The organism is Pedobacter sp. KBW06, from assembly GCF_003852525.1.
Classification (GTDB): Bacteria; Bacteroidota; Bacteroidia; order Sphingobacteriales; family Sphingobacteriaceae; genus Pedobacter.
This window is the reverse complement of the sequence record NZ_QAJL01000004.1, coordinates 877046-892774: the sequence shown is the minus strand read 5'-3', so window position 1 is coordinate 892774 and position 15729 is coordinate 877046. Positions and strand designations below refer to the sequence as shown.

At 43.8% G+C, this 15729-nt stretch carries 16 protein-coding genes; 9 read left to right on the top strand and 7 right to left on the bottom strand.

The window, feature by feature from the left end:
- The 8 genes from DBR43_RS26000 to DBR43_RS25965 all read left to right on the top strand — a co-directional run bounded on the left by DBR43_RS26000 (position 1) and on the right by DBR43_RS25965 (position 7503).
- Positions 1–636, top strand: coding sequence for an O-methyltransferase (locus DBR43_RS26000; protein ID WP_124586231.1), 636 nt, complete (start codon positions 1–3; stop codon positions 634–636).
- A gap of 3 nt (positions 637–639) precedes the next feature.
- Positions 640–1326, top strand: a complete 687-nt coding sequence (locus DBR43_RS25995) for a glucosaminidase domain-containing protein (RefSeq protein ID WP_124586230.1) — start codon at positions 640–642, stop codon at positions 1324–1326.
- Complete coding sequence (locus tag DBR43_RS25990; protein ID WP_124586229.1) at positions 1326–2225, top strand: glucosaminidase domain-containing protein; 900 nt, start codon at positions 1326–1328, stop codon at positions 2223–2225. The genes DBR43_RS25995 and DBR43_RS25990 overlap by 1 nt, the downstream gene beginning before the upstream one ends.
- Positions 2226–2274: 49 nt before the next feature.
- The gene (locus DBR43_RS25985) at positions 2275–3027 is read left to right on the top strand and encodes a hypothetical protein (protein WP_124586228.1); all 753 of its coding nucleotides are present in this window, start codon (positions 2275–2277) and stop codon (positions 3025–3027) included.
- The gene (locus DBR43_RS25980) at positions 3024–3359 is read left to right on the top strand and encodes a hypothetical protein (protein ID WP_199757132.1); all 336 of its coding nucleotides are present in this window, start codon (positions 3024–3026) and stop codon (positions 3357–3359) included. The genes DBR43_RS25985 and DBR43_RS25980 overlap by 4 nt, the downstream gene beginning before the upstream one ends.
- A gap of 71 nt (positions 3360–3430) precedes the next feature.
- Complete coding sequence (locus DBR43_RS25975; RefSeq protein WP_124586227.1) at positions 3431–4426, top strand: DUF3078 domain-containing protein; 996 nt, start codon at positions 3431–3433, stop codon at positions 4424–4426.
- Positions 4427–4510: 84 nt separating this feature from the next.
- Positions 4511–5851: a signal recognition particle protein gene (ffh, locus tag DBR43_RS25970; RefSeq protein WP_124586226.1), complete on the top strand. Its 1341-nt coding sequence runs from the start codon at positions 4511–4513 to the stop codon at positions 5849–5851.
- A gap of 113 nt (positions 5852–5964) precedes the next feature.
- Positions 5965–7503, top strand: a complete 1539-nt coding sequence (locus DBR43_RS25965) for a YifB family Mg chelatase-like AAA ATPase (protein ID WP_124586225.1) — start codon at positions 5965–5967, stop codon at positions 7501–7503.
- 3 nt (positions 7504–7506) lie between these two features.
- On the opposite strand, the gene DBR43_RS25960 is transcribed toward DBR43_RS25965, so the two are convergent.
- From DBR43_RS25960 to DBR43_RS25940, 5 genes are all read right to left on the bottom strand, one after another.
- Entirely contained in the window at positions 7507–7773 is a 267-nt protein-coding gene (locus DBR43_RS25960) for a hypothetical protein (RefSeq protein WP_199757131.1), read from the bottom strand.
- Positions 7774–7811: 38 nt separating this feature from the next.
- Positions 7812–9161 carry a COG3014 family protein gene (locus DBR43_RS25955; protein ID WP_233603219.1) on the bottom strand — a complete coding sequence of 450 codons (1350 nt, stop codon included), beginning with the start codon at positions 9159–9161 and terminating at the stop codon, positions 7812–7814.
- A 112-nt stretch (positions 9162–9273) separates the two neighbouring features.
- Positions 9274–9870, bottom strand: a complete 597-nt coding sequence (locus DBR43_RS25950) for a penicillin-binding protein activator LpoB (RefSeq protein WP_074611477.1) — start codon at positions 9868–9870, stop codon at positions 9274–9276.
- A gap of 31 nt (positions 9871–9901) precedes the next feature.
- Positions 9902–10300: a hypothetical protein gene (locus tag DBR43_RS25945; protein ID WP_124586222.1), complete on the bottom strand. Its 399-nt coding sequence runs from the start codon at positions 10298–10300 to the stop codon at positions 9902–9904.
- A 179-nt stretch (positions 10301–10479) separates the two neighbouring features.
- Positions 10480–11064 (bottom strand): TlpA family protein disulfide reductase, encoded by a 585-nt coding sequence (locus DBR43_RS25940; RefSeq protein ID WP_124586221.1) that lies wholly within the window; start codon positions 11062–11064, stop codon positions 10480–10482.
- Positions 11065–11151: 87 nt separating this feature from the next.
- Between DBR43_RS25940 and DBR43_RS25935 the strand changes: the two genes are divergently transcribed.
- Positions 11152–13302 (top strand): S9 family peptidase, encoded by a 2151-nt coding sequence (locus DBR43_RS25935; RefSeq protein WP_124586220.1) that lies wholly within the window; start codon positions 11152–11154, stop codon positions 13300–13302.
- Between the two features lie 54 nt (positions 13303–13356).
- On the opposite strand, the gene DBR43_RS25930 is transcribed toward DBR43_RS25935, so the two are convergent.
- Positions 13357–14304, bottom strand: coding sequence for a tail fiber domain-containing protein (locus DBR43_RS25930; protein ID WP_124586219.1), 948 nt, complete (start codon positions 14302–14304; stop codon positions 13357–13359).
- Positions 14305–14315: 11 nt separating this feature from the next.
- Positions 14316–15725, bottom strand: coding sequence for a hypothetical protein (locus tag DBR43_RS25925; RefSeq protein ID WP_124586218.1), 1410 nt, complete (start codon positions 15723–15725; stop codon positions 14316–14318).
- Between the last annotated feature and the right edge of the window lie 4 nt (positions 15726–15729).

The following is a 15729-nucleotide window of genomic DNA, read 5'->3' as shown; positions in this document are numbered from 1 at the left end:
ATGAGCCTGATTAATGAAGATATGCAGCAGTTGCTGCTCAATTACTGCGAACCTGAAAGCGAATTACTCCAAAAAATAGACCGGGAAACCAATCTGAAAGTATTGATGCCGAGAATGCTTTCCGGCCACTACCAGGGAAGGGTATTGAGCATGCTCAGCAAAATGATCAGCCCGGACAGGATCCTGGAAATCGGCACCTTTACCGGTTATGCAACGATCTGCCTGGCCGAGGGGCTCAAAGAAACAGGTATCATTTATACCCTGGACATCAATGAGGAACTGGAAGAGATGGTCCGCCGTAACTTTGCAACATCTCCGGATGCAGCAAAAATCAGGTATATCCTTGGTGATGCCACAAAAACGGTCCATGAACTTCAGGAAACTTTTGACCTGGTTTTTATTGACGCAGATAAAAAAAACAATGGTACTTATTACGACCTTATTTTCGACAGGGTGAGGCCTGGCGGGCTGATCATCGTTGATAATGTACTCTGGAGCGGCAAGGTCCTCAACGCCAATCCAGATAAAGACACTAAAAATATCACTACATTTAATGATAAAATCGCGGCAGACGACCGTGTGGAAAAAATGATTCTTCCCGTCAGGGACGGCTTGTTTATCATCAGAAAAAAATAGAATATGATTAAAAAACTATTGTGGGTTTGGCTCAGCATCACTTTTCTAAGTCTCGCTGCCCGGGCACAAAGTACGGAAGATTATATTGCTGAACGCCTGACACATGCGCAGGAACTCATGCGGGAGCACCGGATCCCGGCAAGCATTATCCTGGCAGTGGCCATTCATGAATCGGCATCGGGTCAGAGTAAAATCGCCCGCTACATGAACAATCATTTTGGGGTAAAAGGGCCCAATTCAAATACCGAAATCCGCTCCTCCTACCGGGATTATGACACGGTAGACGAATCTTACGATCATTTTATTGAATTCCTCAAGAGCAGGGCCACCTTTAGTCCTTTATTTGAAAAATATGACCAGTACGATTACCGTGGCTGGGCCAGGGGAATCCAGCGTGGTGGTTACGCCAGGAGCCGTTCCTGGGCTTCACAGATTGTTGGACTGGTCAAAAAATATGAATTGTACCAGTATGATGAAAGACCGGACGATTATGTAGAGCCGGCGGTAGTGGTTTCTACCAGAAAGAGAAAAAAATCCAGAAGCAGCGCTTCCGGAAAAAGATATACCGTAAAAGCAGGCGATAATTTAAGTAAAATTGCAAAACGGAACCATACCACGACCAAGGCCATTATGAACAAAAACGGATTGAAGAACGTAAACCTGAAACCCGGACAAAAAATAAAACTCTGATGAACAAAAGAATAATCCTCCTTGCCCTGATCCTCCCGATGTTCTTCGCCTGTAAAACAAAAAAATACAGCCGGAACAATAAGGAAATAGAGAAAGCTGCGAATAAAGCGAATCCAAATATCCCATCCTATACCACTTTGAACTATATTGAGGCCTTCAAAGCAGTGGCCATTGAAGAGATGAATGCCTATGGAATTCCGGCGAGTATTACCCTGGCACAGGGCATTATTGAATCCGGCAGCGGCAACAGCAGCCTGGCTAAATACGCCAATAACCATTTCGGGATCAAATGTACTTCTGAATGGAAAGGAAAAGCTTATTACAAGGATGACGACAATACCAACGACTGCTTCCGGGTTTATAAAGATGCCCGTGAATCTTATAAAGACCATTCCGAATTTCTCAAAAGAAAACGCTACAGCTTTTTATTCGAACTGGACAAGAACGACTATAAAAACTGGGCAAACGGGCTGAAACAGGCCGGTTATGCCACCAACCCAAGATATCCGGCAATGCTGATCAGTATGATTGAAAAATACCAGTTGTATCAGTACGACCAATCAGAATCAGAAAAAGAAAAACTGAAGAGAGAGGATAAGATCTTTACAGAGATCAATGCCAACATCCCCCAGGAAAAGAAAAAATTTACCCCTGTAGCCACTCCACCTTCCAAACAGGTGATCACTACGCCGGCAGATACTTCAGCCCCTGTAAAAACAGCGGTGATCGGATCGGTCATGCCTGCTGCCCCGGCAGAAAAGGTCTATACCGTACAGAAAGGGGATACCTTATATAACCTTTCCAAGCGGTTCAACATCAGTATAGAGGACATAAAGGCCTTGAACAGCCTTACCGAAGAGGGCATCAAAATCGGACAGAAGCTGGTCTTAGTTAAATAATGTTAATCTTTAATCTGCTGATATAGATATCTCTTAATTTTGTGTTCTGATGAAGTATTTAGGTTTACTCTTACTGTTTTCTTTTTTGAGCCTTAAAATTGTCGCACAGAGTTCTGGCGTACAAGGTTTTGTGGTGGATAAGGAATCCAAACTCCGCCTCGCAAAGGTGTATATCTACAATTCTACCAACGATGAAGGGATTTACAACACTCCAAAAGGAGAATTTGCCATCAAAGCCGCTGTTGGAGATACCTTATTTGCCGTTTTACAGGGTTATGCGCTGGACACGATTGTGTACAAAGGTCAGAAAGCAGTATATTTTCAATTGAAGTCACTGGGGATCAACCTGAGGGAGGTGGCCATTATTGGTGATAAATATACCCCGAGAGAACGTCATGAGAAATCCCTGAAAGAATATAAATATGCCCTGGATAAAGGAAAAGCAAAAGACCTGCTGAACCTTGGAATGGGGGGTGTAGGATTGGGAATAGACGCGATTTACAACCTGCTGAGCAGGGATGGCAAAAATGCCAGACATCTGCAGAAAATCCTGGAAAGGGATTATAAGGAAGCCATCATCGACTATAGGTTTAAACCTGATTACGTGAAAAGAACCCTACATATCGGAGATTTCGAGGCAGAAGATTTTATGCAGCAATACCGGCCAACGTATCAGTTTGCTTTAACAGCATCGGATTATGCCTTTGTTGTTTTTGTGAGGAACAGCTATGCCAGCTACAAGCGAAATCCGGCAGCTTTCAGGTTACAGCCACTCCCTAAATTAACCGTTGAACAGTTTTGAGGTTGTTCTTTTTGATATATCCCCGGTTGTCTGCCAATGCCATGGCCATCTTTCCTTTTATCATTTTACAGAACAAACACCAAAAAACAAATCAAACACTGGTCAACCATGAACGCATTCATCTGCGTCAGCAGCTGGAGCTGCTCATCCTTCCTTTTTATTTGCTGTATACGCTGAACTATCTGGTTAACCTGATTCGCTTCAAAAACCATTACCTCGCTTATTTCAACATCCGTTTTGAAAGGGAAGCCTATGCCAATGAGCGTAACCTGAGTTATTTATCGCAGAGAAAGTTCTTCTCCTGGTTCAGTTACGGCTCCCAAAAGGCCTAATTCCCTGTCATTCTGCAATTAGTTTGCTATTAAACTTTTAATAAGCAACATTTTTGTTTTTCTTTGTAGGAATGAAGATTTTTTATGCCAGCTTCTTATTGGTTTTTGTCGTATCCATAAACACCTTATCTGCTCAGGAAGTGGATACCATTCCAATTGATACCAAAGGTTTAGACATCAAACTAAAACGTAGTCCCTTACCATCCAGAACAGGAGTTTTAATTTTTAAACCTGTAACCCTTTCTCCCATTGTTGTAGATGCGAAAGTAAATTACTGGAAAACGAAAACTGCGATAGGGATCAATGTAAACCAGGCCACTTTCTCCAATAACTGGAAAGGTGGTGGGGTAAACTCCCTTGCTGTAGGCGGTTTGGTGAATTATAAAGCAGAATACAGTAAGGAAAACTACAGCTATGTGAGTGAAGTGATCCTCGAATATGGAAAAGTAAAAAATAAAGATCAACTGCAAAAGAAAACCAGAGACAGGATCTTTTGGGATAACAAAGCTGCAATACAGATGTCCAAAAACTGGTACTTCTTCGCCTCAGTAAACTTTGAATCTCAATTTGATAAAGGTTACAAATACACGACCACAGCAGGAGTGGAAAAGGCCGATCTTATTTCCAGGTTTATGGCTCCAGGTTATCTGACTGAATCAATGGGTTTTGAATATAAGCCCAACAAATACTTTTCTACCAGAATTGGTACGGGTACCGCCAGACAGACTTTTGTGCTCGACACCGCCATATACAAGAATAACAATAGTAATTATGGACTTGAGAGAGGAAAGAAATTCAAAAATGAACTTGCATTTCAGGTGGTTGCCAACTTTGAGAAAGAAGTATTCACAAATACGGTCTTAAAATCACGGTATCAGATGTTTATCCCGTACGACAGGCCTCTTGCACACATTGACCACCGTTTGGATCTGGCCATCACCTCTAAGCTAAACAGACTAATGAATGTCTCACTTACCTGCGTAGGTCTCTTTGATAAGGACAATGACACGCAGATTCAGGCAAGTCAGGTACTTGCGCTAGGCGTAATGTTTGTCTTCCCACGCTAATACTTTACAAATATTCCCATTTGATTCGGCCAAAATTAATAACTTTGGCTTTTACAAAAAATTGAACACTAAGCATTAAAGAAAATGTTTGAAAATTTACAGGATAAACTAGACCGTGCATTTAAAGTTTTAAAAGGACAAGGCAGTATTACAGAGATCAACGTGGCTGAGACCATGAAAGAAATCCGTAAGGCTTTATTGGATGCCGACGTAAATTACAAAACAGCGAAAAGCTTCACCGATGAGGTGAAAGAAAAAGCGCTGGGCTTAAATGTACTTACGGCTGTTTCTCCGGGTCAGTTGCTGACCAAAGTAATGAACGATGAGCTGACTGCCTTAATGGGTGGTGAAGTGACAGAGTTAGACCTTAAAACAAACCCAACGATCATACTGATTGCCGGACTGAATGGTGCCGGTAAAACAACTTTCACAGGAAAACTGGCCAATTATCTGAAAAGTAAAGGCAAGAAACCACTATTGGTGGCAGGCGACGTTTACCGCCCGGCAGCGGTAGACCAGTTGCAGATCCTTGGAGAGCAGATCGGGGTTCCTGTTTATGCAAATATCGAATCCAAAGATCCGGTAGCGATTGCAATGGAGGGTATTGCTGAAGGGAAGAAACAGCACAACAATGTAATTATTATAGATACGGCCGGTCGTTTAGCGATAGACGAGGAGATGATGAACGAGATCGCCGCCGTAAAAGAACATACTAAACCGCACGAAATCCTGTTTGTTGTTGATGCCATGACCGGACAGGATGCGGTTAATACAGCAAAAGCATTTAACGACAGGTTAGACTTTACCGGGGTGGTTTTAACCAAACTGGATGGTGATACCCGTGGTGGTGCGGCCTTATCGATCAAATCGGTGGTGAATAAACCGATCAAATTTATCGGTACCGGCGAGAAAATGGAAGCCCTGGATGTATTCTATCCTGAAAGGATGGCTTCAAGGATTCTGGGAATGGGTGATGTGGTTTCCCTCGTTGAACGTGCACAACAGCAGTTTGATGAGAAAGAAGCGGCAGAACTTCAAAAGAAAATCCGTAAGAACAAGTTTGACTTCAACGATTTCTACAGCCAGATTCAGCAGATCAAGAAGATGGGTAACATGAAAGACCTGATGGGCATGATTCCGGGCGTGAGCAAAATGATGAAAAATGTGGAGATAGAAGATGATGCTTTCAAAAATGTGGAAGCCATCATTCAGTCTATGACCAAGTACGAGCGTGAAAACCCGGACAGCATTCAGCAAAGCAGACGCGCAAGGATTGCCAAGGGTTCCGGAAATAAAATTGAGGACGTTACCAAACTGATCAAACAGTTTGAAGACATGCGTAAAGTAATGAAGCAGTTCTCTAATCCTGCAGCAGCAGCAAAAATGATGAAAAATATGCCTAAAATGCCTCAGGGAAGAATGTAAGGTGTTTTTCTAAGATAAACGATCAGCCCGGCCCTTCAAGCCGGGCTTTTTATTTGCCAAAAAACTACCTCCATATTGTATTTGCTGATAGATTAGGCAAAACCCAATCTTATATGCTGGTAAAAACTTATGGAAGCGCTGTTTTTGGCGTTGATGCACTAACAATCACAATTGAAGTCAGTATTGGCGGAGGAAATAAATACCACATCGTTGGCCTTCCGGACAATGCCATTAAAGAAAGCCTCCGGAGAATAGAAAGCGCGATCCAGTCTGCCGGATTGAAAATGCCCAGACAGAAGATCGTGATTAACCTCGCCCCTGCAGACATCAGAAAAGAAGGCTCAGCTTATGACCTTCCAATTGCCCTGGCCATTCTCGCGGCCTCAGGTCAGATTGAGAGCCCGGAAACCGGAGATTATTTCATCATGGGCGAACTTTCCTTAGATGGAGGATTACAGCCCATCAAAGGGGCCTTACCCATTGCCATCCAGGCGAAAGCGGCGGGGTTTAAAGGTTTTATCCTGCCCAAAGACAATTCCAGGGAAGCGGCAATTGTATCGGATCTTCATGTATACGGGATGTCCAGGCTCAGTGAAGTGGTTTCTTTCTTTAATAACAAAGAAAAACCGGAACGGGTATTCGTCAATTCAGCCGATACTTTTCTCCGGCCTCAGGACAGTTATGAGTTTGATTTTTCTGATGTGAAAGGACAGGAAAACATCAAGCGTGCGCTGGAAATTGCCGCTGCGGGAGGACACAACCTGATCCTGATCGGTCCGCCGGGAGCAGGAAAAACAATGCTGGCAAAGAGAGTCCCCACCATACTTCCTCCCTTAAGCTTACAGGAAGCCCTGGAAACCACTAAAATTCATTCGGTGGCAGGAAAGCTCAATGCCATAGATTCACTCATGACAGCGCGTCCTTATCGATGTCCGCACCATACCATTTCCGATATGGCACTCGTGGGGGGCGGTGCCCATCCCCAACCGGGAGAAATCTCACTGGCACATAACGGCGTGCTCTTTCTGGATGAACTGCCTGAGTTTAAAAGAAGTGTGCTTGAGGTGATGCGTCAACCGCTGGAAGACCGGAATATCGTGATTTCCAGAGCGAGGATGAGCGTGGTCTATCCGGCAAGTTTTATGCTCATCGCTTCCATGAACCCCTGTCCCTGTGGTTTCTATAATCATCCGGAAAAAGCATGTATCTGTGGGCCGGGGATGGTTCAGAAATACCTGAGTAAAGTTTCAGGCCCCTTGCTGGACAGGATAGACCTGCATGTAGAGGTCACCCCGGTACACTTCAGCGAGCTCTCTTCTCCTGTTGTGGCAGAAAAAAGCGCATTGATCAGATCGCGGGTAATTGCAGCCCGGGCCATTCAGGGCCTTCGCTTCGAGGGGAAAGCAGATTTATACTGCAATGCCCAGATGAGCCCTAAAATGGTTCGCAAGATTTGTCATATCAATGAAGAGGGACAGGAACTGATCAAAAAAGCCATGGAAAAACTGGGCTTATCAGCAAGGGCTTACGACCGGATCTTAAAGGTGGCCAGAACGATTGCCGATCTGGCAAAATGTGAAGACATTAAACCGGAACATCTGGCAGAAGCCATTCACTACCGCAGCCTGGACCGCGATAGCTGGGCATCCTGAGGCCTATTCTTCTTCTTCCTCCTCTTCGCCTTCCTCTTCCTCTTCTTCAGGCTGGAATGCGATGATCTCGCGGCCAATGTTATTGATCTCTTCGTCTGCTTCAAATAAGGGAAGGCCGGTTTCCTCGTCAAGTTTCAACCATTGAAGTTCCGTGTCTTTTTGGATGTGGACATATTCCTTACCCTCTTTAAAAATCACGTAAGTATCGTTTCCTTCCGGAAAAACAGCATAATTAATATTTCCTATTTGAATGTCAAAAGGCTCTTGCATATCTATTTATTGTGTGGTTTATTGATTTGAGTTGAGGGCTAGCGTAAAGTCGAATAGTTATAAAACTGTAATTTTCCTGTGCCCATAACCTCTATTGTTTTCGTTTCATTACTGCCATTCGCTCCTTTTAGGTTAAGCGTGATGGTATTGTTCCCTTTTTGGAGCGGAATCCGGGTATAGCTGATATTTGCAGGTAAAGACTGCCAGTTTCTGGTATCTGCCTTTTCAGAGATCAGGCTATACAGCTGCATGCCCAAACCAAGTCCTTCCAAAAGGGAGTTGTCTTTTCCATTCTTTCCCGTTCCTTTAGCACTTTCTCTCAGCACATACTCCGCAGCTTTCTTTACTGCCAGACGGGTCAGTACTTTACTCATCTCTTTCAGAAAACGCTGATCAAGCGTCTTAAACGCCAGTTCATTGATGTCTTCTGCTTTCTCAAAATTTATCGTATTTGTCCCGTTGCTCAATGTGGCATTGCTATAGAAAGGAGAACGTGCCACGTATTTTGGATAGGTTGCCCGCAAGCTCTGAACTGAACTTGCATTAAAATCCCTGCTATTGCCATAGCTGTTGTTAAACGGAACGATAATCGTTCCTCCTACATTCGTGAAAAACAAGCCTCCATCCCCCCCTTTAACCAGGGAAAAGAAAAATTCCTCCTGTTGTTTAACAGGTGCCAGTCCGTTTTCCCAGAAAAAGATCAGTTCTCCGCCTTCGGGTGCTTTTTCTCTGGTATATTTCAGGTTAAACAAGCCTTCAAACCGCTGGAGCTCAGAAACAAATCCCATTGCATCCGCTGTTCTCAATACATCCTTCTTTAAGCCTTCCGGCATCACCGTCCCGTAATAAGTATGGTCTTTGCTGTTCAGGTAAACTTCTGCTGCATTCCGGTAAGCGATAAAAGCATTGTTCACATCACCATCATGCTCATAGATTAATCCCTGAAGCATTAATGAGAAGGCATCTTTCGAATAACGGCTCTCCTTATTGTCAAACTTATCACCCTGTTCCTGCGACTGCAGTGTAATCCTTCTTGCTTCTACAATTGCGTCTTCCGTACGGTTCAGGTAAACGTAGTTTAAGGCCTTATAATAATGGATCATGAACTTCTCAAAGTCTTCTCCTTTATAAACCTGGCTCATCGGATTTACGAGGGTTCCTACTACGGCATCCATTGCACCACCCATTCCATTTTCCAGGAGCTGATCGGCCTCATTAAAGTAACGGTTGCTGTTTTCGTAATCTCCTACCAGGTGACTCGTTTTTCCCTTTTCCATGAGGAAAAGCAATTTGTTTCTCGGCTTTTTCAGCAGGCTGTTTTTATCCAGCTCTTTAATTGCTTCCGGATAATTGCCATTGGAAACCTGTTTGTAATATGGCCCAATCATGTCATTATAGCTGGAACAGCTAAAAAGAAAGAGCATCAACCCCAAAAGAAGTGATGCTCTAAAAGTATGCTTACTAATATTAACCATATTACATTTAGTCTGTAAAACCAGACTAATTTTTAACGTATTTAGCAATTTTTTTGTCTCCTATCCAAACCACTTCATTGGTTTGAATATTGGTCAGTTCCAGGTTTACCTGATAATAAACGACCTTTTTCCTTTTGTGTGAATCTACAATAGAGTTGATAGATCCCTGAAGGATATAATCAGCTCCGTTTTCCAATCCGAATTTCTTCATGGTCGATACGGAAGAGTTGTCTTGCTGATCTGCTTTTTCCGCACGTAATTCTTCTCTTTTTTTACCTCCCTGTACCAATCTCACACGGTCACTTTGAATAAAAGATTGCTCTACGTCTTTAACAAAAGTCTCAGCATCGATGTGCTCATGGCTTTTATTGTTTACCGCGCCAACCACTACCACTGGTTTCTTTCCTTGTTTACCTTCCAAATGGTTAGGTAACCATTTCCCGCCCAGAATCGTTTGGGTCATTTCCTGTGCCACCAGTCTTGAATCGGTATTGTTCCAGTTTCCACTGATGTCGATCGATTCATCTGTATTTACACGTGTCACTTGTCTGGAGCATGAGCTGATGACCATCATCCCAGAAACTGCAATAGCTGCAATTGCTATTATCTTTTTAAACTGCATATTTCTAAATATAAATTTCTAATGTTGTTGTTTACCAGCGGTTCCAGCGACCGTGATGTCCCCAATTGCCATAACCGTAGTTATTACCCCAGCCATAATTGCTATAGCCAAAGCCCAGGGAGAGGCCTATCGGAGAATAATAAGAATTACCATAATAGTAAGGGTTGTACCAGCTATTTTCATAATTTCTTTGTCTGCGCAAAGCCCTGCGCTCTTCCCTTGCCGTGTACCAGTCGTACGCTTTATAGGTATTCTGGACAGTACTGCCCTGATTACGGTTCAAAGAATCAGCTAATTCTATATATTTAGCCCTGCTTTCCTGATATCTCGGATTCTGGTCTTCTGCCAGTCCTGGATTTTGTGCATAACCAATCGTCGAGTAAACCAGACCTGCGATGCAACTTGCGACAATAATCAAATTCCGTTTCATCTGTATATATTTTTATTTTATTTGTCAGATGGATCTTACATAATCTATGCCATCTTTAGCGCAGATTAAGCTCGGTACATTTCCAAGTAATTAACTAAAAGCAAAATTACTCAATTTCTAATGCAAAGATATGACGTAGCGGGTTGATCTCTGCCATTTTAAAGTTAAAAAATGTTAAATCAATTCCCCTTTAATTTCCGGATAAATTCGATGAATTTGGTGTTCGCGTAGTTTGCGGCTCCGGATTCATGGTAAGAAACGCGACTCTCCTTATCAAAAACGATGGTTGTGGGCAATGCTCCGGAAAAAAGACTTTCAGGAATGCTGCTTGCCGCGGCGAAAACCGGAAGCTTATACTCCTTCCTGTCCATGTATTTCTGAGCTTTCCCAAAGTCGCCATCAGCATCCACGAGAATGAAAACGACTTCTTTATCATCCTTAAATTGCTGATATAGTTTGTTTACAGAAGGCATTTCGGCCAAACAGGGAGGACACCAGGTTGCCCAGAAATTCAGAAAGACCACTTTACCCTTTAAATCCCCCAGGTCGAGTACTGCTCCGGAAGCATCCTTAAAGCGGATACCAGCCAGGCCATCTGCTGGCAGCGACGCTTTTGGTGCTGCAGTCGTATCCGGTTTAAAAAGTCCGATTTCCATTAAGCCCTGAATCATGATTGCTTTCGCTGAAGGAACAAAAAGAACAACCAGCATCAAAATCACGAACATTGCGTTAACTACATTACTCTTTTTGAACATCTTTCTCATTTCGATAAAATTTTTACACAGGGGTCAATGCAAATTAAAGAATAAATTCTAATTTGCAGAACAACAACTTATTACCTTGACCAGCGTATGATAAAAAAAACTATCCCCGGATTACTGCTACTCGGTGTAGCTTTGTCCTGTACAAACAAAGACAATAAAATGGAAACCTATAAATGGCCGGATGCGGCAGCACCTGTCGCAGAGATAAAACCTTTCGTCAGAACCCTGCATGGGGATACGGTAACAGACAACTACTACTGGATGATTGACTATTTCAAAAAAGGAAAAGACAGTACCAAAGTCGTGGAATACCTGACCGCCGAAAACAAATACCTGGACACCATGATGAGTGGAACAAAGACGCTGCAGGCAGATCTGTTCAAAGAACTCAAAGGCAGGATCAAGGAAAAAGATGAATCTGTTCCGGTCTTCAAAAACGGATATTACTACTATACCCGAAATGAAGAAGGAAAACAATACGCCAAATACTGCCGGAAAAAGGGTACACTGGAGGCCAAAGAAGAAATATTATTAGATATGGACGCGGAAGCGAAAGGCTTACCTTATTATCAGGCCTCTGGATTCTCCGTTAGCCCGGATAATAAGATGATGGCTTTTGGAGTAGATAAAGTATCCAGACGTCAATATGTGATTCACATTAAAAACCTGGAAACCGGAGAAGTGATTAAAGATGCGATTTCCAATACCCAGGGCGATCCTGTTTGGGCAATGGACAATAAAACGATCTTCTATACTTCCAAGAATGAAGTAACGCTATTGAGTGAAAAAATAAAGAAACACCAGCTAAACAGCGATGCAAAACAGGATGTAACGGTATATGAGGAGAAAGACAAGTCCAATTATATCGGTGTCGGGAAATCAAAATCCGGGAAATACATTTTCATTTATTCTCAGGCTACACTTTCCAATGAAATTAAAATGCTGGATGCCAGCACGCCAGATCAGCCATTTAAGTCTTTTCAGCCAAGACAAAAGGACATGTTATATGAAGCAATTCCTTTGGACGACAAGTTCCTGATCCTGACCAACTGGAATGCCAAGAATTTCCGTCTGATGGAATGCCCGCTGGATAAAACCGGCCGAGAAAACTGGAAAGAAGTGATTCCTCACCGTAAAGACGTTTTACTCGAAGGTGTAGAAGAATTTAAAACCCATATTGTAATTACCGAACGTAAAAACGGACTTACTCAGCTTCGTGTTCGTGCAACAGGCGGTACAGAACATAACATCGCTTTTGAAGAACCGACTTACACCGCTATGGTTGGGGCTAATCCCGATTATGACAGCAAGACGCTTCGTTATGTTTATACTTCACTGACCACTCCTTCTTCTACCTACGATTATAACATGGATACGAAGGCAAAAAAGCTGATGAAGCAACAGGAAGTAGTTGGAGGATACAATAAGGATGATTATACCTCAGAAAGGCTGTATGCGACCGCAAAAGACGGGACTAAGGTTCCGATCTCACTGGTTTATAAAAAAGGTCTTAAAAAGGATGGAAAGGCGCCTCTGTTGCTTTATGCATATGGCTCTTATGGTTCCAGTACTGATCCGGCTTTCAACAGCAGCAGATTAAGTCTGTTAGACCGTGGTTTTGTTTATGCGATTGCGCATATCCGCGGCGGACAGGAAATGGGTCGTCAATGGTATGAAGACGGAAAGCTCATGAAAAAGATGAATACTTTTACTGACTTTATTGATTGCGGGAAATACCTGATCGATGAGAAATTCACAGGAAAAGAACATTTATATGCGCAGGGCGGAAGTGCAGGCGGACTTTTGATGGGTGCAATTATCAATCTTGCTCCCGACATGTGGCATGGTGTGATTGCACAGGTTCCATTTGTGGATGTGATCAATACCATGCTGGATGAAAGCATTCCACTGACCACAAATGAGTTTGATGAATGGGGAAATCCTAAACAAAAAGCGGCTTACGATTATATGAAGAGCTATTCTCCGTATGAGAACATAGAAAAGAAAGCTTATCCGAATATGCTGGTTACGACAGGTCTTCACGACAGTCAGGTTCAGTATTTCGAGCCGGCAAAATGGGTGGCCAAACTAAGGGCAACCAAGACGGATAAGAATGTCCTGCTGCTTAAAACAAATATGGACTTTGGTCATGGCGGAGCTTCAGGCCGCTTTGATTACCTGAAAGATGTTGCTTTAAATTACTCCTTCCTTTTTGCACTGGAAGGCATCAACAAATAACAAGGTCATAAAAAATGGGATGCCTGTGCCAGGCATCCCATTTTTTTATTTCCATTACTTCCTGTCCTTTAAAAGGGCTTTCAGTTCAGCTACTGTTTTCTTCAATTCTTCCAGTTCAGTTTTCAGGGTCTTCAGTTCCCTTTGCTGGCTTACAATCTCTTCATCGTGTTCCTGCCAGCCTTTCAGTAAAGGTACCGTCATCGACTGGTAGTTGAGGGAAAGTGTTTTCCGCTGATCATTATCTGTTTTGATCAGAGAAGGAAAAAACTCCTGAACATTCTGGGCTATGAAGCCAATCTGGTGTAATTCCATATCGTTACGGTCGTAAGACACCGCATGCAATCTTCTCAGGCTCTCAGAAACCGGCGGAATGGTGAGAATGTTCTTCTTCAGACGAACATCCGAATTTGCGGTCACATCTCCTGAAGCCTTGATGTCGCCGTTAACGATCACCTGACCTGTTACCGTCAGTTCCGAGTTTACATCCAGCGTGGTAAACTTCCCCTGCGCCGGACTGGAATTTCCGATCAGGGTACCATCAATTGCCCCTTTGGTAATTTCCACTGCATCTTTATTCTGAACCGCTAAAGTACCCAAGCCCAGGTTGGTTCTCGCCGATTCGGCCGTGATTGCTCCTGTACCGCCTTTTTCTATCGCCAGCGTTCCGGTACTGCCACCGCCCCCCATTTGGGTTTCCACCCAGTTGGTATTGAGCAGGCCAGCTTTTAACTGATAGAATTTCTCTTCCAGAATGGAGTAAACCAACATCCCCACACTTCTTCTGGCAGGGGTAATGTTATCTCTTTCGGCATTGCTGGCCACAGATCTGAATCCTCCTTTTCCATAAATCTCATTGTGGGTAGGATATTTATCGCTAAGGTCATTTGGCTCTACCGCACCGATTACTTTCACTTGTGCGCTGGCCGAAAAGGAAGCCATACAAAGGATCAGACAAAATGTATAAATCGTTTTCATTGGAATATAATTTTCTAAAGTCTTCATTTATTTCCCGGTTATTGAACAGCAAAGGTTAAGCCTGCTGCAGTATTGTCTCTCTGAACATAGATCACATAATCCGTAACCCCTCCGCTGGCATTTCGGAAGGACCTTGTGGTTCTTTCAAATGCCCCGGTAGAATCGTTCACCCCTACAATTATTTTCGTTCCGCCCCAGCTTGAAGGGTAGGCGATCACCAGTTTTTGTCTGCCTGAAGGGCTGGCCGATTTATTCGTTACCGCCGCCGAAGTTCCCAGCTCTGCGCCCGAAAGGCTTAGGATCTCCGCGTCCGTAGGCGCGAAGCTTTGTCCGTCTTCGCCTCCGTTGGCAAATCCCCAATACCTTTTCCACTGGAAACTGATGGAAGCAGAAGCCTGCTGTGTCTTATTGTCTTTGGTCTTTACGGTCATGCTGAAAGTTGTTGGCTGGTTGTTGTTTGCATTTGCGCTGAGCGTTCCTCCAACTGTTGCACCTGCAGCAGGACTCGCAGTAAACACCTCCTGCCCATGAACAATGATGCTCGTAATCTCCGCCGTTTCCGCAGCCCTTCCTGCAAGCCAGTTCAGGGTAATCGCCGTACTTCCCGCAGGCCCCATTTCTTTAACACCGGAAGGTGTTGCCGTTAAGGAAGCAGATGGCCCCAATGAAGGATAAAAAACAGCCTCGATCCATTTGGCCAGGTCATTCGTTCCCGGGTTTACGTTTTTATAATAGTCGCCGGTAATTGGCCTGCTTCCGTTAAAAGCGCCAATTGTTCCTCCGCCAGTACCTAAAGTCGATTTATCCACCCAGGAAACAAGTCCCTCCGCATTGGTCACCATCACCTGATCTGCTGTTCCTCCTTTAATGTGTGCCGGGGTCACGGCCTTTTCTGCGATCAGGGGATTAGGGTATGTTCCCGTTAAATCCCCGCCCGCAGGCCCTGAAGGAATCCCCTGTAACAACAATGCAGGCCAGGTATCGTCATCTTTTTTAGGACCAAAGAGTGTTTGATCAGTAGTATTCACATAGAAATCACCTTTTTTTCCTGTTGCGGCAACCGGAATTCCCTGACCATAAATCAGGTTATTTCCAGCAGCAGCGGCTGGCGAAAACAAAAGCCAGTTGGCATTATTGTCCAGCTCTGCCGGAACATCTGCACAAACCAGCTGGAAGGTTTTTGTTTTCCCGGTACCATCGTCCATCACGGTACAGAGCATTCCCGGCTGACGTCTCGGGGAGCTGATGTTATTCCTGTCCGCAATTGTGGCCACCTGGTGATGCCCGCCTTTGGCATCGTTGCTATAAATGATCACCTTTCCCGGTTGTGGGATCAGGGGATTTCCTACGAATTGAGCATCCGCCACTGCGGGAGCAAAAAACATGGAACCCAGTGTCACCAGGGCAAATTTGATCAAATAGCTGATCTTGTTTTGTTTGATTTGCATATCC

Bases quoted from the DNA above. Each gene is read 5' to 3' on its own strand.
- DBR43_RS26000 (WP_124586231.1), top strand. From the start codon at position 1: ATGAGCCTGATTAATGAAGATATGCAGCAGTTGCTGCTCAATTACTGC.
- DBR43_RS25995 (WP_124586230.1), top strand. From the start codon at position 640: ATGATTAAAAAACTATTGTGGGTTTGGCTCAGCATCACTTTTCTAAGT.
- DBR43_RS25990 (WP_124586229.1), top strand. From the start codon at position 1,326: ATGAACAAAAGAATAATCCTCCTTGCCCTGATCCTCCCGATGTTCTTC.
- DBR43_RS25985 (WP_124586228.1), top strand. From the start codon at position 2,275: ATGAAGTATTTAGGTTTACTCTTACTGTTTTCTTTTTTGAGCCTTAAA.
- DBR43_RS25975 (WP_124586227.1), top strand. From the start codon at position 3,431: ATGAAGATTTTTTATGCCAGCTTCTTATTGGTTTTTGTCGTATCCATA.
- ffh (WP_124586226.1), top strand. From the start codon at position 4,511: ATGTTTGAAAATTTACAGGATAAACTAGACCGTGCATTTAAAGTTTTA.
- DBR43_RS25965 (WP_124586225.1), top strand. From the start codon at position 5,965: ATGCTGGTAAAAACTTATGGAAGCGCTGTTTTTGGCGTTGATGCACTA.
- DBR43_RS25960 (WP_199757131.1), bottom strand. From the start codon at position 7,773: ATGCAAGAGCCTTTTGACATTCAAATAGGAAATATTAATTATGCTGTT.
- DBR43_RS25955 (WP_233603219.1), bottom strand. From the start codon at position 9,161: ATGATTGGGCCATATTACAAACAGGTTTCCAATGGCAATTATCCGGAA.
- DBR43_RS25950 (WP_074611477.1), bottom strand. From the start codon at position 9,870: ATGCAGTTTAAAAAGATAATAGCAATTGCAGCTATTGCAGTTTCTGGG.
- DBR43_RS25945 (WP_124586222.1), bottom strand. From the start codon at position 10,300: ATGAAACGGAATTTGATTATTGTCGCAAGTTGCATCGCAGGTCTGGTT.
- DBR43_RS25940 (WP_124586221.1), bottom strand. From the start codon at position 11,064: ATGAGAAAGATGTTCAAAAAGAGTAATGTAGTTAACGCAATGTTCGTG.
- DBR43_RS25935 (WP_124586220.1), top strand. From the start codon at position 11,152: ATGATAAAAAAAACTATCCCCGGATTACTGCTACTCGGTGTAGCTTTG.
- DBR43_RS25930 (WP_124586219.1), bottom strand. From the start codon at position 14,304: ATGAAGACTTTAGAAAATTATATTCCAATGAAAACGATTTATACATTT.
- DBR43_RS25925 (WP_124586218.1), bottom strand. From the start codon at position 15,725: ATGCAAATCAAACAAAACAAGATCAGCTATTTGATCAAATTTGCCCTG.